The 19,902-nt window shown below is 68.8% G+C and carries 18 protein-coding genes; 7 read left to right on the top strand and 11 right to left on the bottom strand.

Going from position 1 to position 19,902, the window contains the following annotated elements; genetic code table 11:
• The first annotated feature begins 50 nt into the window (after positions 1 to 50).
• A complete protein-coding gene (locus ACWZHB_RS21060) occupies positions 51 to 656 on the top strand; it encodes a QsdR family transcriptional regulator (RefSeq protein WP_427903561.1) in 606 nt (201 codons plus the stop codon).
• A 17-nt stretch (positions 657 to 673) separates the two neighbouring features.
• Positions 674 to 1,819 (top strand): acyl-CoA dehydrogenase family protein, encoded by a 1,146-nt coding sequence (locus ACWZHB_RS21065; protein ID WP_427903562.1) that lies wholly within the window; start codon positions 674 to 676, stop codon positions 1,817 to 1,819.
• A 51-nt stretch (positions 1,820 to 1,870) separates the two neighbouring features.
• On the opposite strand, the gene ACWZHB_RS21070 is transcribed toward ACWZHB_RS21065, so the two are convergent.
• From ACWZHB_RS21070 to ACWZHB_RS21105, 8 genes are all read right to left on the bottom strand, one after another.
• Positions 1,871 to 3,058, bottom strand: a complete 1,188-nt coding sequence (locus ACWZHB_RS21070; protein WP_427903563.1) for a cytochrome P450 family protein — start codon at positions 3,056 to 3,058, stop codon at positions 1,871 to 1,873.
• A gap of 29 nt (positions 3,059 to 3,087) precedes the next feature.
• Positions 3,088 to 4,341 (bottom strand): cytochrome P450, encoded by a 1,254-nt coding sequence (locus ACWZHB_RS21075; protein ID WP_427903564.1) that lies wholly within the window; start codon positions 4,339 to 4,341, stop codon positions 3,088 to 3,090.
• Complete coding sequence (locus ACWZHB_RS21080) at positions 4,341 to 4,880, bottom strand: GTP-binding protein (RefSeq protein WP_427909242.1); 540 nt, start codon at positions 4,878 to 4,880, stop codon at positions 4,341 to 4,343. The genes ACWZHB_RS21075 and ACWZHB_RS21080 overlap by 1 nt, the downstream gene beginning before the upstream one ends.
• A 52-nt stretch (positions 4,881 to 4,932) precedes the next feature.
• Complete coding sequence (locus ACWZHB_RS21085) at positions 4,933 to 5,277, bottom strand: DUF742 domain-containing protein (RefSeq protein ID WP_427903565.1); 345 nt, start codon at positions 5,275 to 5,277, stop codon at positions 4,933 to 4,935.
• The gene (locus ACWZHB_RS21090; protein ID WP_427903566.1) at positions 5,274 to 5,684 is read right to left on the bottom strand and encodes a roadblock/LC7 domain-containing protein; all 411 of its coding nucleotides are present in this window, start codon (positions 5,682 to 5,684) and stop codon (positions 5,274 to 5,276) included. The genes ACWZHB_RS21085 and ACWZHB_RS21090 overlap by 4 nt, the downstream gene beginning before the upstream one ends.
• Entirely contained in the window at positions 5,681 to 7,099 is a 1,419-nt protein-coding gene (locus ACWZHB_RS21095; protein ID WP_427903567.1) for a sensor histidine kinase, read from the bottom strand. The genes ACWZHB_RS21090 and ACWZHB_RS21095 overlap by 4 nt, the downstream gene beginning before the upstream one ends.
• Before the next feature lie 199 nt (positions 7,100 to 7,298).
• Entirely contained in the window at positions 7,299 to 8,516 is a 1,218-nt protein-coding gene (locus tag ACWZHB_RS21100) for an SGNH/GDSL hydrolase family protein (protein WP_427903568.1), read from the bottom strand.
• 76 nt (positions 8,517 to 8,592) lie between these two features.
• Positions 8,593 to 9,000: a RidA family protein gene (locus ACWZHB_RS21105; protein ID WP_427903569.1), complete on the bottom strand. Its 408-nt coding sequence runs from the start codon at positions 8,998 to 9,000 to the stop codon at positions 8,593 to 8,595.
• 36 nt (positions 9,001 to 9,036) lie between these two features.
• Between ACWZHB_RS21105 and ACWZHB_RS21110 the strand changes: the two genes are divergently transcribed.
• Complete coding sequence (locus ACWZHB_RS21110; protein ID WP_427903570.1) at positions 9,037 to 9,645, top strand: TetR/AcrR family transcriptional regulator; 609 nt, start codon at positions 9,037 to 9,039, stop codon at positions 9,643 to 9,645.
• Positions 9,646 to 9,648: 3 nt separating this feature from the next.
• On the opposite strand, the gene bla is transcribed toward ACWZHB_RS21110, so the two are convergent.
• Positions 9,649 to 10,566 (bottom strand): class A beta-lactamase, encoded by a 918-nt coding sequence (gene bla / locus ACWZHB_RS21115; RefSeq protein ID WP_427903571.1) that lies wholly within the window; start codon positions 10,564 to 10,566, stop codon positions 9,649 to 9,651.
• A 168-nt stretch (positions 10,567 to 10,734) separates the two neighbouring features.
• Between bla and ACWZHB_RS21120 the strand changes: the two genes are divergently transcribed.
• The 3 genes from ACWZHB_RS21120 (at position 10,735) to ACWZHB_RS21130 (ending at position 16,451) form a co-directional block, all read left to right on the top strand.
• The gene (locus tag ACWZHB_RS21120; RefSeq protein ID WP_427903572.1) at positions 10,735 to 11,610 is read left to right on the top strand and encodes a LysR family transcriptional regulator; all 876 of its coding nucleotides are present in this window, start codon (positions 10,735 to 10,737) and stop codon (positions 11,608 to 11,610) included.
• 101 nt (positions 11,611 to 11,711) lie between these two features.
• Positions 11,712 to 12,605 (top strand): serine hydrolase, encoded by an 894-nt coding sequence (locus ACWZHB_RS21125; protein WP_427909243.1) that lies wholly within the window; start codon positions 11,712 to 11,714, stop codon positions 12,603 to 12,605.
• 39 nt (positions 12,606 to 12,644) lie between these two features.
• Positions 12,645 to 16,451, top strand: a complete 3,807-nt coding sequence (locus ACWZHB_RS21130) for an arabinosyltransferase domain-containing protein (protein WP_427903573.1) — start codon at positions 12,645 to 12,647, stop codon at positions 16,449 to 16,451.
• A gap of 63 nt (positions 16,452 to 16,514) precedes the next feature.
• On the opposite strand, the gene ACWZHB_RS21135 is transcribed toward ACWZHB_RS21130, so the two are convergent.
• Positions 16,515 to 17,636: an alpha/beta hydrolase gene (locus tag ACWZHB_RS21135; protein WP_427903574.1), complete on the bottom strand. Its 1,122-nt coding sequence runs from the start codon at positions 17,634 to 17,636 to the stop codon at positions 16,515 to 16,517.
• Positions 17,637 to 17,924: 288 nt separating this feature from the next.
• On the opposite strand from ACWZHB_RS21135, the gene ACWZHB_RS21140 reads away from it, so the two are divergent.
• A complete protein-coding gene (locus ACWZHB_RS21140) occupies positions 17,925 to 19,025 on the top strand; it encodes a metallophosphoesterase (protein ID WP_427909244.1) in 1,101 nt (366 codons plus the stop codon).
• An 85-nt stretch (positions 19,026 to 19,110) separates the two neighbouring features.
• Here ACWZHB_RS21140 and ACWZHB_RS21145 read toward each other — a convergent pair whose 3' ends face one another.
• Positions 19,111 to 19,812: an LppP/LprE family lipoprotein gene (locus ACWZHB_RS21145; RefSeq protein ID WP_427903575.1), complete on the bottom strand. Its 702-nt coding sequence runs from the start codon at positions 19,810 to 19,812 to the stop codon at positions 19,111 to 19,113.
• Positions 19,813 to 19,902: the final 90 nt, after the last annotated feature.

Consider the following 19,902-nt stretch of genomic DNA (forward strand, 5'->3'; position numbering starts at 1 on the left):
ACAGACGTTGCATGATTCATACACTGTAGGAAACGGTGCATGGAGGTGACGTGATCGAGCAGACAGCCCTGGAGAAGCGACTTCAGGAGGCGGCCGCCCGTCCCGATGCCGTGAGCGCGTTTCGCGCCGCCAGGGCCGTGTTCCTGGCCGGGCACCGACTGGAGATGAAGGAACTCGCCGTCGCGCTCGGCGTGAACCGGGCGACACTGTTCCGCTGGGTCGGTGGGCGCGACGAGTTGCTGGCCGAGGTGATCTGGTCGATCACCGAGCCGACCCTGCGACGCGCGGCCGCCGCGGCCCCCGGCCATGGCGCGCACCGCATCGCGACGATCCTCGGCGATTTCGCCCACGCCACCAACACCTCCGACGCCTTCCGCGAGTTCCTGGTCCGAGAGCCGGAGCGGGCGCTGCGATTGCTCACCACCCGTGCGGGATCGGTGCAGCACCGCGTTGTCGCGATCGTGGAAGACCTACTCGCCGAAGAGATTTCGGCACAACAGCTCGACCCGCTCCTGCCGGTGCCGGAATTGGCACTGCTGCTGGTGCGGATCACCGAGACCTTCATCTACACCGACGTGATCAGCGGTGCGGACCCCGACGCGGCCAGAGTTGTCCAGGCGTCGTTGGTTCTGCTGGGCGAACGGCCCGAACAGTAAGTCAGCGAAAGGACACCATGAAGCGCTCCATCTACACCGAGGACCACGACGCCTTCCGCGCGTCGGTCGCCGAGTTCGTCAAGCGCTCGATCGAGCCGAACGCCGAACGCTTCGTCGAAGAGCGCGCGATCGATCGCGAAACCTGGCTCGCTGCAGGTGAAATGGGCTACCTCGGCCTCGGTGTGCCCGAGGAGTTCGGTGGCAGCGACGCGGGTGACTACCGGTTCAACGCGGTCCTCGGCGAGGAGTTGGCCAAGGCGGGCGCGGCGTTGTCGTCCTCGTTCGGCATCCACTACGACGTGTGCGCGCCGTATCTCGTCGAACTCACCACCGACGAGCAGAAGCAGCGCTGGCTACCGAAATTCTGCACCGGAGAGCTCCTCACGGCCATCGGCATGACCGAGCCGTCGGGCGGTTCCGACCTGGCCGCGCTGAAGACCACCGCCGTGCGCGACGGCGACGACTGGATCATCAGCGGCTCGAAGACGTTCATCACCAACGGTTTCAACGCCGACCTGGTTATCGTCGCCGCCCGCACCAGCCCGGAGAAGAAGGCCAAGGGCATCACGCTGTTCGCCATCGAGAACGGGATGGACGGCTTCACCCGCGGGCGCAAACTCGACAAGGTGGGTCAGCCCGAATCCGATACCGCCGAGCTGTTCTTCGACAATGTGCGCGTTCCCGACGCCAACCGGATCGGCGAAGTCGACCGCGGTTTCATCGCGATGATGGAGCGACTACCGCAGGAACGCATCGGCGCCGCGGTCTCCAATCTCGCTCATGCCGCCGCGATCCTGGACGAGACACTGCAATATGCCAAGGAGCGCAAGGCTTTCGGGCAGCAGATCGGCAGCTTCCAGTACAACAAGTTCCTTTTCGCCGAACTGGTCACCAAAATCGAAGTGACCCAGGCATTCGTCGATCAGGGCGTCGCGGCTCACGCGGCCGGCGAGCTCTCCGCGGTGGATGCCGCGAAGGCGAAGTGGTGGTCGGCGCAGGTGCAGAACGAGGTCCTCGATGCCTGTGTGCAGCTGCACGGCGGCTACGGCTACATGCGCGAATACCGGGTCGCCCGGGCGTGGATGGACGCTCGGGTCACCAAGATCTGGGCGGGTTCCAACGAGATCATGAAGGAACTGATCGGCCGCGATCTGGGCCTGTAGAGGAAAAGCGTCGCGCCCGGCGTAGGACCACCGGGCGCGACGCGACGCCGGTCAGCTCAGGATGATCGGCAACGCGGCCAGATCGTTCTGCGTGAGCACCGGCAGGTTGCCAAGCTCACTGTCGGGCACGGCAAGCCGCAGCTTCGGGAAGCGGGCGAACAGCGCGGGCAGCGCGATCGCGGCTTCCAGCCGCGACAGCGCGGCGCCGGGGCAGATGTGCGGGCCGTAGCCGAAAGCCAAGTGGCGGTTGGCGCTCGCGCGGGTGACGTCGAATTCGTCGACGGTCTCGCCGTGCACGGCGGTGTCGCGGCCGATGGCGCGGTAGGACATCACCACGCCCTCACCCTTGGCGATCACGGTGTCGCCGACGGTGATGTCCTCGGTGGCGAAACGCATCAGCAGGTGCGAGACCGGCCCGTCCCAGCGCAGCGACTCCTCGATCACCTGCTTCCATTCCACCTCGCCGGCAAGGACTTTCGCCAGCTGCTCGGGTTCGCCGAGCAGCGCGCGCACGGTGTTGATGATCAGGCTCACGGTGGTCTCGTGGCCCGCGGCGACGAGGGCCTTGATATTGCCGATCGCCTCTTCCTCGGTGAGCGGCTCGCCACCCTCGTCGGCGGTGACGAACGCCGAGGTCAGATCGTCGGCCGGGTTCGCGATCTTCTCCCGGACCAGGTCAGTGAAGTACACATCGAGGCCACCCATCACCTGGAGGCGCTCGTCCTGCGGAGTCATCACCGAGAAGAACTTCTTGTACCAGTCCAGCAGCTGCGCGTGGTCTTCGCGCGCGACTCCCATCAGGTCGCCGACCACGCGCATCGGCAGCGGGTAGGCGAAGACCTCCTTGAGGTCCACCGGTGCGCCATCGGTACCGGCGGCCTCGAGGTCGTCGAGCAGGTCGGCGGTGAGCTGCTCGATGACCGGGCGTAGCTCTTCGAGCCGCCGCGGGGCCAGCGCCTGCGCCGTTTTGAGCCGCAACCGGCGGTGCTCGGCGCCGTCGACGCTGAACATCGAACGGTCGACGAGGACCATCCCGATCAGCGGCCACTGGTCGGTCACCACGCCGTCGGCGTACAGCGACCACGCGTTGATGTCCTTGACCAGGCGGGTGTCGGTGGTCAGCTGGCGCGCGATGGCGTGATCGGTGACGGTCCAGGCGGGCACGCCGAGCAAGTCGATCTTGGTGATCGGGCCGAGCTCGCGAAGTCGGGCGGTCTCCCCGTTGAGGTCACCGACCATAGGATCGATGGCAAAGGGGCATGGGGAACTCACGAAAAACCTCCGACGGGTCGAACTGGTGTGAAACGAACGGGCAGTGCGGACATGCCCCGAAGGAAAGCCGAAGGTCGTCGGGTGAGCTGGTCGGCGGGCACACCGAGGTCGACATCGGGGAGCCGGTCGAGCAGCACCTCGATCCCGGTCCTGGCGATGATCTCCGCGATCTGCTGTGCCGGGAAAGGACAGCGGTATTCGCCGTAGCTGAACGCGAAGTGGGCGTTGTTACCGGTGGGCACGGAGCCGCCCTCGGTAAACGATTGGCGCACATGCGGATCGAGATTGGCGGCCGCGAGACCGAGCAGCAGCATGTCGCCCGCCCTGATCGTCTTGTCGGCGAGCCGGGTGTCGCGCGCGGCCCACCGGCCCGCCAGGATCGAGGTCGGTCCCTCTTCCCAGAGCACCTCGTTCATGGCCTCGCCGACACTGCGCCTGCCACCGCCGAGCGCGTTCGCGAACCGGTCGTCGGTGAGCATCAACCGCATCGAGCTGCCGAGCCAGTCTGCGGTGGTGAGGTGACCCGCGGCGGCGATCGCCATCAGGTCGTTCATGTACTCCTCGTCGGTGAACGGCTCGGGGTCGGCCAGCATCAGCGATGCCAGATCGCCCGCGGGACGGGCTCGTTTGGCCGCGACCAGGCGCGCCATGTGTTCGCCGAAACGGACGTGGCCGGCCTGGGCGTCGGCGCCGCCGTCGGCGAGCTGCTTCATCGCCAGGGCGAGGTCGGCGGCGTCGTTGTCGGGCAGGCCGAGAATGCGCGCCAGGGCGAGCGCGGGCAGCGGCACCGCGAACTCGGCGACCAGGTCGGCGCTGCCGCGACCGCAGAATCCGTCGACCAAGCGGTCGGCGAGTTCCTCACAGGCCCTGCGCAATTCGAAGTGGTCGACCGCGTCCAGCGCCGGTTCCACCATCGCCAGATGCCTGCGATGTTCGGCGCCGGCGGTGAAGTAGATCGAGGGCATGGGGTGCCCCACCATCGGCAGCAGCGGCCAGTCCTCCGGCACCCGGCCCCACTGATTCCACAGCGACACATCGCGCGGGAACAGCAGCGGATCACTGGTCACCTGGTGCAGTTCGCGATAACCGATGATCAGCCACGCCGGGAACCCGCCGGGCAGCTCGACCTCGACGACCGGGCCGTGATCGCGGCGCATCCGCCGATAGACCTCGTGCGGTTCGAGGTGGAACTCCGGACCGCTCAACGGCACCGCGCCGGTGATCGGGCAGGCGCCGGTCGGTGTGCTCATCAGACGGGTTCTCCCTGTGGGACAGCGGAATACAGGTGCTCGACCAATGCGATCAACACCTGCTTGCTCGATTCGCGCGAGCGCGCGTCACACATCAGCAGCGGCACCGCCGGATCGAGATCCAGCGCGTCGCGCACGGCATCGGGCGCATGGGAATCGCCGAAGTCGTTGCAGGCCACCACGAACGGGGTGCCCTGATGCTCGAGCCGGTCGATCGCGTACCAGGAGTCGCTGATCCGGCGCTGGTCCACCAGCACGATCGCGCCGAGCGCACCCGCGAACAGCCGGTCCCAGAGGAACCAGAACCGTTGCTGCCCAGGGGCTCCGAACAGATAGAGCACGTGTTCTTCGTCGAGGGTGATGCGGCCGAAATCGAAGGCGACGGTGGTGGTCGACTTGCCCGGTACCCCGCTCGTATCGTCGACGTCGGTGCCGACGTCGGTCATGGTGGCCTCGGTGTCGAGTGGCCTGATCTCGCTCACCGAACGCACCAATGTCGTTTTGCCGACACCGAATCCACCGATGACCACGATCTTCAACCCGTGCTTTGCCGTGCTGTGCAGCGGCGCTCTCGCCCGCTCGGGCACGTTCTCAGAGCTTGCGAAGTCCAACGAGCACCTTCTCGAGGGTGGAAGCATCCAGCGACATCGCCGCCGACAGCGGTGGGCGCACGGTGATCTTGCCCGCGGCCAGCAGATCCGACAGCACAACCGTGGCGACCCCGACGGGCAGGCGCAGCTCGGCCGCGATCTCCACCACCGCGGTCGGCGCCCGGCACATGTCGAGCACCGCGACCTGTTCCGAGGACATCCCCGCGCTGGGCGCCGACTCGCTCACCACCAGGGTGACCAGGTCGAAGTCCTCGGTCGCGGGCGCTCGGCCGCCGGTCAGGGTATAGAAACGGTCGGGATCGTCGTCGCGACCTGCCCTGGTCACTCGATCGCTCCGCGCCGGGGCTGGGCCGCCAGGTGCTCGCCGAGCTGTTCGACCAGCTCGTGCATCGTGTGCCCGACCAGGCCGGCGTCGGCGTCCTCGGCGGCGACCACCGCTAAGTGCGCGCCGCGCCCCGCCTCGACCACGAACAGGATGCCGCCGTAGAACTCGGTCATCGACTGGCGAACTCCGCCACGCCCGTCACCGAACTCCACGGATGCCCCGTGCGACAGGCTCTGGAAACCGGCGGCGATCGCGGCCAGCTGATCGGCGCGGTCCACATCGAGTTCCGGTGTGTGGCAGATCTTCAGGCCGTCACCCGAGAGCAGCAGGGCGTGCCTGGCGCGTGGGGTGCGGGCGAGCAGTTTCTCGAGCAGCCAGCCGAGATTCGACGGTGCGGTGGTGGTCATCGGTCCTCCAGTGGGTCGACAGGCGCGGCGGCGCTGCCCGGTTCGTGGCTGGTGAGGTTGCGGCCCGGCGCGGAACGCTGGAAGGCGCCGAGCGCGGTGGGCTTGGCCGGGGGCGCCTTGGCGGTGGGCGCGGACGTGAGCCCTTCGGGGTGGACCTGGGCCAGGGTGTCGCCGCGGCGCCGTTTCGGCAGCGTGGGGGTGGTGCCGTTCGGCTCCGGTCGCGCGTGTTGTCCGAGGGGTTCGACCGCGTCCAATGCGCCGGTGTCGGCGGAGTTGCCGGAATCCATGGTGCCGGTGGCAGTCCTGCGGGGGATGGGGGTGTCGAACTGGCTCAGCGTGGCGGGCTCGGCGACGCGCGGTGAGGTGAGCGCTGCGCGACTGCGGCGTTCGGCCCGCGCTGTGAGCTCGCGCGGGATGACGACGACCACCGCGGTGCCGCCGATCGCCGACGGCCGATACGACACGGTGAGTTCGTGTTTGCGCGCCAGGTGCCCGACCACGGCGAGCCCGAGCCTGGTGCCCGACAGCGAGGCGAGGTCGGCGCCCTTGCCCTGGCGATCGCGGCCGGAGACGGCGGCCTCGGCACGGCGCAGCGCGGAATCACTCATGATCAGGCCGCTGTCCTCGATCGTGATCACCACACCCGCGGGCACTTCCGCGGCGTAGACGTGCACCTCGGTGGTCGGCGGGGAGAAGTTGCAGGCATTGTCGAGCAGCTCGGCCAGGGTGTGCATCACGCCCTCTGCGGCATGCCCGGCGATGCCGATCTCGGCGATCGCCCGCAGCCGCACGCGCTGATACCCGGCGACGCGCCCCATCGCGCCGCGCAGAATCGATTCCATCGCAATCGGTTTCGCCCAGCGGCGGCCGGTGCGCGCACCCGAGAGCACCGCGATGCTGTCGGCGAGGCGGCCCGCCTGGGCGGTGCGGTGGTCGATGTGGAGCAGGTCGGTGAGCACCCGCGGGTCGGCGTGCCGGTGTTCCATCTCGCGCAGTTCGGCCAGCATCGAGGTGGTCATCGCCTGGATGCGACCCGCGGCACCGGCGAAGGCGGCCAGTGCCGCCGCGCCACGCCGCGCGTTCTCCTGGGCTTCCCAGGCGTAGGACGCGGTGTGCTCGTCGGCCTGGGTCAGGCGCGCGCTCGCCTCGGCGACGGTGGCGGCCAATTGCTGTTCGGCCCGCTGGGCGGCGGCAAGACCGGCGCGCGCCTGTGCGCGTTGACGGAAGGCGAACCAGATCGCGGGGCAGCCGATCAGTGCCGCGGCGACAGCGGCGGCGACCACCGGGATACCGATGGAGGACGGCACGAACACCGCGGTCACGGCGGCGATGGCCACCACGGCCACCCCCGCGCCGAGCACCACGGCTCCGGCACTGTCACCGGACTTCGCCGGTGCGGCTACTGTCTGCGCCATCGGCAGTGCTTCCGCGGTACTCACAGGCCCCCAGCCATCAGTGGTCGATCAAACACGCAGCCAGGCAGCCTGTTTCGAAATTCGAGGTCGAGCATAACGAGCCCCCGCCCCACCTGCCACTCGACCGATGAGGGTTCACCGGCCGTTGGGCTACGGGTCAGCATTCGGCCTGGTCGCGACCGGCGGGACGAGACCGTGGTCACCTCGCGAGCGCCGCGGCTACTACCTCGGCCATGGCTCGGTAGCCGGAATCGTTGGGGTGCAGGTAATCACCGCTGTCGAATCGGTCGGCCAGGCGGGTGCGATCATCGGGTGCGGCCATCGTTTGCGCGAGATCGACCACCTTGTCGAAGGCGCCCGAGTCGCGAATCCAGGTGTTCACCTCGGCGCGCAGGAGCTCCTTCGCCGGCGAGAAGAACGCGGACCCGGCGAACGGCAGGATCGTCGCACCGATGATGCGCACCCCCGCCGCCCGCGCCTGGGCGATCAAGTCCCGATACCCGGCGATGAGCTGTTCCTTCGACACCGGCGGGAAGACGATGCCGTCCGGACCCGGGCTGCCCGAGAGGCCGATGTCGTTGATGCCGATCAGGACGACGGCGGTGCCGACGCCCGGTTGTTCGAGAACGTCGCGGCGGAAACGCGCGATCGCGCTGTCGCCGAGCACGGTCGAGTCGGTGATCAGCCGGTTGCCGCTGATTCCGGCGTTGACGACCGGGCCGTGGTGGCCGGCCGCGGCGAGTTGGTCGGGGTAACGCTGGTCGGCGTCGGGGGTGGAGCGGAAGCCGTCGGTGAGCGAATCACCGAAGGCCACGGTGACGTCGCCTTCGCTCGGCCCGAGGGTGTCGACGCCTGCCAGGTAGTACCAGGACTGCGATCTTTCGGTGAAGGGTGTCGCCGACGGGTCGGCGGTGTGATCGCCGTTCGCTCGGTAGGTGGTGGCCAGCGCCTGCCCGTGCTGGGTCGCCGGGCCGGTGGGGCTGGCGAAGTAGAGCGTTATCGTCATCACCGTCCCGACCGATTCCACTGCGTCGCTGACGATTTCGTTGCCAGGGGCGACAACGAAAGCGGCATGCCCGGCAACGGTCAACACCCGCACCGACTCCGCGACAACGGATGCTCCGCCCGCGCTGCGCGCCACCGTCGCCGCGGCGATCGGCAAGGGGTACTCGCCGAAGCGATTCGACAGCCGAATTCTGACTTGTGGACCGTCCTGTGACAGTCGGATCACTTGTCGCACAGTCTGATCAGTGAAACCCAGCGCGGACCAATTCTGGTAGATCGGATACTGCACAGCGGTCGCCCACGCACTCGACCACGACGTGTCGGTGTCTCGAATACCGAACGCCACCAGCACCAGCGCGGCCACGGCGACAATGGGCGCGGCGATCCAGCGTAAACGCGCCGTCAACTTCATCACTGCCATCCTGGAAGACGTTGCGCAGACCGCTCCGCGAGCCCCCGCCACCGGGCGTGGCAACGTGACTCAGAGGCTAGTCGAGCACGGCCGTCGCCTCCACCTCGACGAGCAGATCCGGTTCGCCGAGCGCGGCCACCCCGATCAAGGTGATCGGCTTGACCGGATCGACGCCGAGCTTCGCCGCGGCCCTGGCGACACCCGCACCGAGCAGCGGGTACTTGTCCGCGCTCCAGTCGACGACATAGATCGTCAGCTTCGCGACATCGTCGAACGAACCGCCGACCGCGGCCAACGCGGTGCCGACATTGAGGTATGCCTGCTCGACCTGGGTGGCGAAATCGTCTGTGCCGACCGGGTTTCCGTCGGCGTCGCGGCCGACCTGCCCGGCCAGGAAGACCAGGCGAGAGCCCGTCGCGATCGAGAGTTGCCGGTATACCTCCGGCTTGGGCAGCCCGTCCGGATTCAGCAGTTCCACAGTCATACCGAATACCATAACGCTGCTATGTAATATTGCGCTATGGGTAGGACGAAGAATCTCGCGGTGCGATCGATGCTGATCGACCGCGCGGCACTGCTGCTGCGCGAGCGGCAACCGGTCACACTGCGTGGCCTCGTGGCGGGTACCGAGGTGTCGACCATGGCCGTCTACACCTACTTCGACGGCATCGACGGCCTGTGGCGCGCGGTTCGCCAGGAAGGGTTCACCCGCCTCGCCACCCGCCTGACCGAGGTGCCGACCACCGACGACCCGGTCCACGACCTGGCCGCACTCGGCAGCGCCTACCTGTCCAACGCACTGACCAACCCCGACCTCTACCGGGTGATGTTCGACGCCGGCTTCGCGCTCGAGGACGCAGCGGCCGCGGATGCGACGCTCGAACGCCTGGTCACCGCCGTGCAGTCGGCCAAGTCCGCTGGACGGTTCCGCGCCGATGTCGAACCACTCGACCTGGCGACGCAGAGCTGGGCCATCGGCCACGGACTGGCCGGCCTCGTCGCCACCGGCCCCTTGCCCGCCGCGGCACTCGACTTCGGAATTCCGATGCTCACAGCCCTGTTCATCGGGGTCGGTGACGATCAGCGGCGCTGTACGCGGTCGGTGACCGCAGGGTGGCGCATCGGTTGAGGATTACCGGAGTTCGCCGACCGCTGTGCTCGTCGCCTCGGCGACGAGGTCGTTGGATGGTTCCGCGTTCTGGTCCGGCTTGGTGGTCAGGACAGCGAGGACAAGGGGCTGGCGGCCAGGAGGCCAGGCGATGGCCACGTCGAGGGCGGAGCCGTAGGCCGGGCTGCCTGTTTTGTCGCCGACGATCCAGTCCGTCGGCAGGCCTGCCTTGATGCGCTTGGCACCGGTTTTGCTCGCCTTCAGCCAGGAGGCGAGCTGGGTGCGTTCGGGTTCGGGGAGGGCGGTGCCGACGACGAGTGCGCGGTAGTTCGCGACGAGGGCGGCGGCGGTTGTGGTGTCGCGTTCGTCGCCGGGGATGGCGGTGTTGAGTTCGGGTTCCCAGCGGTCGAGGCGGGAGACGGTGTCGCCGAGGGTGCGCAGGAAGGCGGTGAATCCTGCGGGGCCGCCGAGCAATCGGAGCAGCATGTTGCCCGCGGTGTTGTCGGACATGGTGATCGCCGCGTCGCAGAGGGCGGTGACCGTCATGCCGGTCTCGATGTGTTTCTCCGTCACCGGTGAGTTCACGACGATGTCGCCCGCGGTGTAGCGGATGACCTGGTCGAAATAGCCGGTGGACAGCGGATGTGCCTGCAGGAGAGCGCCGCACGCCAAGCCCTTGAAGGTCGACGCCATCGGGAAGCGTTCCCCTTCCCGGTAGGCCACTGTCGCACCACTGCCGGTGTCGACGACCGAGAGACCTAGTCGGGCACCGTATTTCGTCTCCATATCGGCGAAGGACGGTGCGACAGATGCGGCAGTAGCAGTACTCGGTGTCTGTTCGACGTCGTTGCTCGAGCAGGCGGTGAAGGTCACGGCCGAGATGGCCAGCGCGACGGCGGCGATCCGGGTCCGGACGCGGGGCGTCAGTGTCGAGGAAGTCACCGGTGCACCACATCATCGCGGACGGCTACGCGGCCAATATCGGACAGCGGCCTGGACGAGTCGCACTCGATATCGCCGCAGTTCAGCTGCGGTAGGGCACTGCGGATGGCCGATTCCGAGCAGCTCGTCGCGGCAGATCGGCCGAGTCGCGGCAAGTGCGCTGGTTCAATGGCGGATATGGATCTGATCCGCCACCTCCGGTTCTTCGTCTCCGTCGCGGACGAGGGCCATTTCGGGCGGGCGGCAGCGGCGCTCGACATGACCCAACCACCGCTGTCGCAGGGGTTGCGCCGCCTCGAGCAGCATCTCGACGTCGAACTGATCCATCGCACCAACCAGGGCGCGCTGCTCACCACCGCGGGCAGGCACCTGCTGCCGCGCGCGCGGCTGCTCGTCGACGACGCCGACCGGTTGCTCGCCGAATCACAGCGGATCGCCCAGCTCAGCGGGACCGTGCGGTTCGCGGCGACGAGCGCGCTGCCCGATCGGCTGGTCACCGCGTGCGTCACGGGCCTGCGCGCCGCGGGTGGCAGCGTGGCGACAACGCTGGGCACGACGGTCGATCTCGTCGCCGAAGTACGGGCGGGTGTGTGCGATGTGGCGGTGATCGAACATCCGGCGCTGGTCGACGGGGTGGAGGCCGGACCGGTGGTGAAGTTGCCGCGCTGGTTGGTGGTGCCCGCCGATCACCGCACCACCACCGCCGAGCGGCCGACCTTCCCGATGCTCGCCGGCCTGAACTTCGCCCAGCCACCGCGTGCCGCGAACCCGCCTGCCTTCGACGCCATCACCGATCTGTTACGCGAGCGCGGCCTCGATGCGCCACCGCTCGCGGCTCCCGACGATCGCGCCGTGCTGGCCGCCGTCGCCGCGGGTACGAGTTTCGGCGTGACCGCCACCCCGCCGACTTCGACGCCGGGGGTCGCCTGGCTGACCTTGGCGCCGCAATCGATTGCCGTGCGGGTCAGGGTGATTCGCCGCGCCGACGCGGGTACGCATGCCGATGCGCTGGATCGGGTGCTGTATCGGGAGAGGCTGCGATGAGCGCGTTCGACGCGGCGACAGCGGGCAGTGCCCCCGATCCGGGATGGCTCGGCTCGACCGACGCGCGGCCCGGATCGAACAGCGCCGACACCGTGCCCGGCATCGCGGAATCGGCGATCGCCCGGATCCGTGCCGTGTTCGCCGACGCAGGCTGCGTCGGCTGGTTGCATGCCCGGCGCTGCGACGGCTCCCCCGGCGAGGTTTCCGTCGGTGGGCGCGACCGGGTGGTGATCGCGTCGGTGTACAAACTGCTGCTGTTGGCAGCGTTCCTCCGACAGGTCGATCGCGGCCTGATCGACCCCGTCGGCTCACTCACCATCGACCCCACCGACTGCACCCCGGGTCCCACCGGCATTGCGGCACTGCGTGATCCGGTCACCGTGAGCCGTCGCGATCTGGCCACGTCGATGATGACGGTGTCCGACAACGCCGCCGCCGACGTGCTACTCGGTGAGGTGGGCCTCGCCGCGGTGAGCGAGCTCGTGCACGAACTCGATCTGACGGATACCCGCATCGTCGGCGGCACCGCCGACCAGCATCGCAGCCTGGTCCGCGACACCGATACCCACAGCACCGCAGAGGCTTTCGCGGCCCTGGCCGACAACGACGAGGCCTGGACCGTCTCCGCCTACGACCCCTCTTACGCCAGCGCCACCACCCCTGAGGAGATGACCAGATTCCTGTGGAAGCTCTGGTCGGGCGACATATTGTCCACGGCGAGCGGCGAATTCGCGCGCGCGGTGATGAGCAAGCAGATCTGGCCGCACCGCATCGCCGCCGGATTCCCGCATCGCGGCGTGCTCGTCGCGGGCAAGACCGGCACCATCGGGGTGATCCGCAACGAAGTCGCCGTGATCGAATTCCCCGGCGAAACACCCGTGGCGGTGGCGGTTTTCACCCGTGCGGCCCGAGCCGATCCGGTGCTGCCGGTGGTCGATGCCGCGATCGGCGAGGCGGCCCGGATCGCTGTCACCGAACTGCGCCGCCCGCGCTGATCGACAACTCCCCTACGGCCATGGCTAGCATCGTCGTTTGTGGGTGGAGATTCTTCCGGCTTCGGCCGAGTGCAGAAAATCGGGATCGCGGCGGGGGCGCTGGGTGTAGTGCTTGCGGTGGCGACCCCGCTGTTGCCGGTGCACCAGCAGCGCGCGAGCCTGGATTGGCCGCAGCCTCAGTCGATGCAGCTCAGCGCGCCACTGGTGGACTACGTGCCGTTATCGCTCGATCTGAGCATTCCGTGCACGGCTTTGCGGGATATGACGGGCGCAACCGTGCTGTCCACGGTGCCCGCCCAGGCGCCGCGAGCCGGTTCGAAGGGATTGGTCGCGCGGATCGAGGACCGGCCGGGAGCTGGGCGGACGCTGTCGGTGGTGTTGCGTGACAAACTGCTGCTGAGCACGTCGATCGCGGATATCGCGGGAAACGTTCCCGCGAAGGAGGGCTCGGCCGCCGAGGGCCGAGACACCCCGCCGCCTCCTACCGGAGCGAACCAGCCCGCGCGGCCTACCGCAGGCAGCGCCGCACCTGACAGCGCGTCGCCCACCCCGCCGAACGGCGCCCAGCCGCCAGGGGCCACACCTCCCGGCGGCCCGCCCCCGTCCGGCAGCGCTCCCCCGTCCGGCAGCGCTCCCCCGTCCGGCGCCGCTCCCCCATCCGGCGCCGTTCCCCCGAACGGGCCGAGCGGTGCACCACCTTCGGCCACCCCACCGCCGCCCGGCGGCGCTGCGCCGGAGAACGCGCCGGCCGCGCGATGCGGGGCGTTGACGGTGGTCTCCACCGCGACCAGCACGACCGCTGAGCTCACGGGCATGACTCGCGCCGACGGGTCGCCGATGAAGACGACCGTGGACGCCGATGTGCGGCCGCAGGTGGTCGGGGTCTTCACCGAGCTGGATCGCGGTCGGATGGGCGATGCCCGGCTGCACGCCGAGATCGATGCGCGGTTCTCGTCGAGCCCGAGCGGCTGGAAACTGGCGGCGATCATCGGGGCCGTGTCGAGTGCGCTGCTGGCGTTGATCTGCTTGCACCGCGGCGATACTCGCGACGGACGCCGGGCGCGACGCGTTCTGCCCGCGCGCTGGTGGCGGTTCACCGGTCTCGATGCGGTGGTCGCGGGCACATTGGTGACCTGGCATGTGATCGGCGCCAACAGTTCTGACGACGGCTACATCCTCACGATGGCGCGCGCGTCGAAGGAAGCGGGCTACACCGCCAATTATTACCGGTGGTTCCAGGTCGCCGAGGCCCCGTTCGGGTGGCCCTACGAGGTGCTGGCGCAGATGACCAGAGTCAGCGAGACCGGGTTGTGGATGCGGCTGCCCGCGTTGCTCGCCGGGTTCGTGTGCTGGCTGGTGCTCAGCCGGGAAGTGTTGCCGCGCCTCGGTTCCGGTGTCACCTCGAGCCGGGTGGCGCGCTGGACGGCCGCGCTGATCTTCCTGTCGATCTGGCTGCCCTACAACAACGGCCTTCGCCCCGAACCGTTGATCGCGCTCGGCGCGCTGCTGACCTGGTGTTCGATGGAACGCGCGATCGCCACCCGCCGGCTGCTGCCCGCCGCCGTCGCGGTACTGATCGCCGCGTTCTCCCTCGCGGCCGGTCCCACCGGATTGATCTGCGTGGCAGCGCTGTTGGCCGGTTCGCGACCGGTGCTCCGCACGATCATCAGCCGCGCCACACCGGAGCCGCGCGGAGCCGCGCGCGGAGCCACTCTCCTCCGGTACACCGCTCTCGTTGCGCCGATCGTCGCGGCGGGCACCGTGGTGCTGGTCGTCGTCTTCGCCGACCAGACCTTCGCGACCGTTCTCGAAGCCACCCGCGTCCGCCAGCTCGTCGGCCCCGACATGTCCTGGTTCGAGGAACGCACCCGCTGGGATTCGCTGTTGTCGGTGAACCCCGACGGCTCCCTGGCCCGCCGCTTCGGCATCCTCGCCATGCTGCTGTGCCTCGCCGTCGGCATCGTCGCGACCCTGCGCCGCGGCCGCGTTCCCGCGACCGCCCGTGGCCCGGTGACCCGAGTCCTCGCCGTTGTCTGCATGGCTCTGCTGCTGATGATGTTCACCCCCACCAAGTGGACCCACCACTTCGGCGTCTACGCGGGCCTGGCCGCCGCACTCGCCGCGATCACCGCGGTGGCCCTGCTCCGCGTCGGCCAGAACTATCTCCGCACCCTGTTCGCCGCCGCGGTGCTGTTCCTGCTCGCCGTGAGCTTCACCGGCTCCAACGGCTGGTGGTACGTCTCCGGCTACGGCGTCCCCTGGCCGGACCGCGCGCCCACCCTCGGCGGCATCGAGCTGTCGACCCTCTTCCTGTCCGCTACGGCCGCGACCCTCCTCACAGCGCTGTTCCAGTACTACCGTGCGCCCATCGCCGCTGCCGTGCGGGACAATGCCGATGACCACCTCGGCGGCACCCCTGGCGCCGCGGACGGTGACGGAACCGACAGCGATTCCGCAGGTCAGTGCCGCAGCAGTCCATACCTCAGGTTCCCGGCTGTCGCGCCGCTGACCGTAACCGCAGCTGCCATGGTGCTGTTCGAAGTGGGATCGCTTGCCTCGGCGACTATTTCGCAATACCCCGCCTACTCGGTCGGGCTGTCGAATCTCCGCGCGTTGACGGGTGACCAGTGTGCGATGGCCGATGACGTCCTCGTCGAAACGAATACCGCGGACTCACTCCTCACCCCGTACCGCGGCACCGTCGCCGACGGGCTGGCCGCCGAGAACACCGGCTTCACCCCGAACGGCGTCGACAGCCTCGCCCCCGATCCCGGACCCGGCCAATCCTCCGCCCCGCCTTCGGGTTCGGGCCCTGGACCGAGTGGTGGCGGACCGGGTGGGGGCGCACCCGGCGGCCCTGGTCCCAGCGGAAGCGGACCGAGCGGCGGCGCGGCACCTGGTGGTGGCGCCGCTCCCGGTGGCGCGAACGGAGCGCCGGGCAGCGGGGCGAACGGCGCACCGGCGAATGGTCCCACTGCGGGACCGCCAGGAGCTCCGGGCGCATCCGGGCCCGCGGTGACGGGCGTCAACGGGAGCACGGTGGCATTGCCGTTCGGACTCGCCCCGGAACGAACGCCGGTGCTCGGCAGCTACTCGAGTGGCGAGCCGCAGCGAACACAGCTGACAACACAGTGGTATCGCCTGGATCTCGCTGCCGTGCAGCAGAACCCGGCATATCGGGTGCTGATCCTGACCGTGGCCGGGCGCATCGAGTCCACCGCACCCGATGGCTCGCGCATGCCGGGGCAACGGTTGCGCTTGGAGTTCGGGCACGGCGACGGCGAAACCATCGCGGCCCTGGGTGAGGTGATCCCACCGACAGTCGGCGGCGCTCCGGGCTGGCGGAATCTCCCGATCGCGCTGGATCGAATCCCCGCGGGCACCACCGCGGTTCGACTCGTCGCCGACGCCTCGGAACCCGACCCCATGCAGTGGTTGGCGATCACCCCACCGCGCCTACCGAAGCTGTCGAGCCTCAACACCGTCGTCGGCGCCGCCGACCCGATTCTGGCAGATTGGCATGTGGGACTGACCTTCCCGTGCCAGCGCCCGTTCGATCACCGCAACGGCGTCGCCGAGATGCCGATCTGGCGCATTCAGCCCGACAAACTCAACGCCCAGGTGTCGGAAACCTGGCAGGGCGACACCGGCGGCGGGCCCCTCGGCTGGACCAGCATGCTCATGCAATCGCGCACCATCCCCGCCTACCTGGCCGACGACTGGACCCGCGACTGGGGCGAGCTCCAACGCCTCACCCGCACCGTCGCCGCGCCACCGGCGGACATCACCGTCCACACCGAAACCCGCTGGGGCAGCACCACCGACTCCCCGATCAAGACCAACTGACGTCCCGAAAACACGAACCGCCGCTACCTGTCCAGGTAGCGGCGGTTTCGGTTGCGGCGGAGACTACTTCGGCGGCTCACCACCGGCGGGCGCACCTTCGGCAGGAGGTCCACCGGCGGGCGGTCCACCACCGGCGGGCGGCGTCGCACCCGCGGGCAGCGGCTTGCCGATATTGCGCGCCATGTCCGGCATCAAGCGGATGGCGACCTGCTCCCACGTGCCCCAGTTGTGGATGCCGATGTCGGGGAAGTCGTAGCTGACGTTCTCGTAACCCAGTGCCGTGACCCGCTTTTCGAACGAGCGAGTATTGGCCAGGGCGATCGCTTCCAGCGGCATGCCCTGGGTGATCGCGTCGATCGAGGACAGATCCTGGTCGGCGGGCTTGGCGCTGCCCGCCGAGACATAGAGCCGGGTGTTGTTCGCGATCAGCAACTCGGCGAACCCGTAAGGATCCATCCGCTTCCACTTCTCGCTGCCCGCGGGCGCCATCGCCTCGATGTTGTACCCACCGCTGGCGATCATCGCCCCGCCGAGCGCCTCACGCATGCCTGGCATCGACATGTGCAGGTAGCCCGACAGCGACCCGGCGTAGGTGAACTGCTCCGGGTAGTAGGCCGCCATCAACATCGCCGCGCTACCACCGCTGGACAGGCCGACCACACCGTTGCGGGTGGAACTGAAGCCGAGCCGGGACTTCATGGCGTCCGGCAGGGTCTTGGTGATGAAGGTTTCCCACATGTACTTGGTGGTCTTGCCCTGGGTGTCCTCCCAGCCGCCGATCGCGGAACCGGAGTCGGCGCTGGGCAGCATCGACCCGTCGAGGTTGATGCCGTTGAAGCTGCTCGGCTGCTCCCAGTCGGCGTAGAAACTGGACTGCCCGCCGACCGGCATCACCACGTTGATATTGAATTTCGCCATCTTCGCCGGGATATCGGTGTGCTTCTCCCAGCCGTTGAGGTCGTCCTCGGCGCGTTCGCCGTCGAGCAGGTAGACCACCCGATCGGTATTGCCGTCGGCCGCGCGGATGATTCTCGTGTTGATCTCGCCCATCGACGTGTCAACCCGGAAGTCGATCGCGGACGGGTCGGCATCGGCGGCCGCGGGCGCGACCGACGCGCCGAACGGCAGCACCGCCACCACCGCGCCCGCCACGACCCGCCGAAAGAGCACATTTACGCCACGCATGATCGGTGTTCTGACCTTCCCTTTTGTGCGGCTACGCCGCCTCCCCACTCGACCCGCGGCGGTCTGAACCTGCGCGCGGGGCCCTGCCGGGCAGCATAGCGCGCCCTCGAGCCCGGGGATAGATCGAATGATGAAGTGGGGCAGCACGCTTCGCGCGCCTACCCGGAACTGCGGATTCTCGGCGGCGGCCGACCCGACACGGACGCTAGGCTGGGAGGTCGATTCGTGGCCACGCCCGGCCGCCCTGCCCAGAACGGGACTGCCGTGAAGATCGCCGTACGCCTGATGATGTTGTCGCTGGTCCTCGCCCTGCTCTTCGGAGTGCCGTGGTGGACGTTGGTCTGGGCGCCGACCGGCGGAGACGGACCGCTGTTCTGGATCGGAACAGCGATCTGCGCGGCCGCCCTCGTGTGCCTGCCGGTGACGATGTTCCGTGGGCACGGGCCCGCGCAGTCCGACCCGGCGGTGATCGTCGGCGACACCCTGCTCGGCGTCGCGTGGGTGGTGTTCTCCTGGTCGGTGATCGGGCTGTTCGCACGGGGTGCGCTGGCGGTCGCCGGGGTCGACAGTGCACGGCTCGTGGCGGCCGGGGTGCTGGTCACGTCGGCGATCCTGGTCGGGTGGGGTGTGTACGAAGCGCGTCGGGTGCCGCGGGTGCGCACCGTCGATGTCGCGATCCGCGGGCTGGCCGAGGGTCTGGACGGGTTGCGTGTCGTGGTCGTCACCGATACCCACTACGCGGCGCTGAACCGTCGCCGATGGTCGGAGCGGGTGGTCGAGGTGGTGAACGCGCAGCGGCCCGATATCGCTTGTCACGCTGGTGATCTCGCCGACGGTTCGGTCGCGAAACGTCAGACGCAGGTCGATCCGCTCGGCAAGATCGACGCGCCACTCGGCCGCTTCTACATCACCGGCAACCACGAGTACTTCGGTGACGCCCAGGGCTGGATCGACTACATGGCCTCGCTCGGCTGGCAGCCGCTGCACAACCAGCACAGCGTCCTCACCCGCGACGGCGACCGGCTCGTCATCGCCGGCATCGACGACCCGACCGGCGTCGGACTGCCCGGTCACGGCCCCGATCTGCCCGCCGCGCTCGCGGGCGCCGACCCCGCGCTGCCGGTGGTCCTGCTGGCCCATCAGCCGAAGCAGATCGCCGACAGCGCCGCGGCGGGCGTCGCGTTGCAGATCTCCGGTCACACCCACGGCGGGCAGATCTGGCCGTTCCACTACCTCGTCCGGCTCGACCAGCCGGTCGTCGCGGGCCTGAGCCGCCACGCGAACAACACCCAGCTCTACACCAGCCGCGGCACCGGTTTCTGGGGTCCGCAGCTACGGGTGTTCGCACCCAGTGAGATCACGGTGCTGGTGCTGCACCCCGAGCGCTGACCCGCGCCTCTGCGAGCGACGGGCTGCCCACAACGACCCTGCCGCCCAATCATATTGGGCGGCGCGGCAGTTCTCGGCGCCGAGATCAGCGCTGAGGCTGGGTGACTTGCGACGGGAGCGGGCCGCTCATCACGACAGTGGATCCGGTCCACGAGTAGGTGATCGTCGCGGGTCCGCCCTGGGGTGCGGCGAAGGGTTCGTCGCCGGCCAGCCATCGGTATTCGACGGTGACGGCGGTGCTGCTGGAGCCGACGACGGTGGTGAAGGCGTAGGGCTCGGAAGTACCTGTGCCCAAGTATTTTCCGTTATGGAAGAACAGCACGTGAATCGGTGCGCCCGCCGAGTTGCCGCCGATGGCGCGCACCCACAGCAGCTCACCGCAGTTGCCCGGCTGATCGGCGGATGCCTGCCCCGCGACCCAGCTTCCGGTGAGGCTCGCGAGGGCGTTCTGCACGCCGGTGGAGGAGGTGTCGACGCAGCGATCCGGCCCACTGATGTCGTTGCCGGGAGCGGTCGTGTCCGGAACCGGGACAACCGTGGGAGCCTGTGTGACCGGCGGTGTTTCGGGCTCCGGCGCGATGGTGGCACCGGGCTGAGGTGGCGCCGTCTCCTGCGGCGCGCTCGCTCCCGGAGCCTGGGTGCCCGGCGCGGGTGCGCGGGTCGTCGACGAGGCGGCCGTCGCCTGCGAGGTCGACGTGGTTGTCCCCGAACCATTCTCACCGGTGCAGCCTGCGACCAGCCCCGCGGCGACGGCGATCAGCGCGCTCATTCGAACTGCGTTCTTCATGGTTCCTCGATTCCGTGTCCCCTACGCGCGGTAGCGCGTATGTGCTGACTTCATCGGGGCCCCGAGGACGGCCGTTAGGCGGTTGAACGA

Source organism: Nocardia sp. FBN12, assembly GCF_054031145.1.

Excerpts from the sequence above, each read along its gene's own strand:
- ACWZHB_RS21100 (WP_427903568.1), bottom strand. The coding sequence starts at position 8,516 with ATGAAGTTGACGGCGCGTTTACGCTGGATCGCCGCGCCCATTGTCGCC.
- ACWZHB_RS21065 (WP_427903562.1), top strand. The coding sequence starts at position 674 with ATGAAGCGCTCCATCTACACCGAGGACCACGACGCCTTCCGCGCGTCG.
- ACWZHB_RS21090 (WP_427903566.1), bottom strand. The coding sequence starts at position 5,684 with ATGACCACCACCGCACCGTCGAATCTCGGCTGGCTGCTCGAGAAACTG.
- ACWZHB_RS21070 (WP_427903563.1), bottom strand. The coding sequence starts at position 3,058 with ATGGTCGGTGACCTCAACGGGGAGACCGCCCGACTTCGCGAGCTCGGC.
- ACWZHB_RS21105 (WP_427903569.1), bottom strand. The coding sequence starts at position 9,000 with ATGACTGTGGAACTGCTGAATCCGGACGGGCTGCCCAAGCCGGAGGTA.
- ACWZHB_RS21145 (WP_427903575.1), bottom strand. The coding sequence starts at position 19,812 with ATGAAGAACGCAGTTCGAATGAGCGCGCTGATCGCCGTCGCCGCGGGG.
- ACWZHB_RS21095 (WP_427903567.1), bottom strand. The coding sequence starts at position 7,099 with ATGGCGCAGACAGTAGCCGCACCGGCGAAGTCCGGTGACAGTGCCGGA.
- ACWZHB_RS21120 (WP_427903572.1), top strand. The coding sequence starts at position 10,735 with ATGGCGGATATGGATCTGATCCGCCACCTCCGGTTCTTCGTCTCCGTC.
- ACWZHB_RS21135 (WP_427903574.1), bottom strand. The coding sequence starts at position 17,636 with ATGCGTGGCGTAAATGTGCTCTTTCGGCGGGTCGTGGCGGGCGCGGTG.
- ACWZHB_RS21140 (WP_427909244.1), top strand. The coding sequence starts at position 17,925 with ATGTTGTCGCTGGTCCTCGCCCTGCTCTTCGGAGTGCCGTGGTGGACG.
- ACWZHB_RS21075 (WP_427903564.1), bottom strand. The coding sequence starts at position 4,341 with ATGAGCACACCGACCGGCGCCTGCCCGATCACCGGCGCGGTGCCGTTG.
- ACWZHB_RS21110 (WP_427903570.1), top strand. The coding sequence starts at position 9,037 with ATGGGTAGGACGAAGAATCTCGCGGTGCGATCGATGCTGATCGACCGC.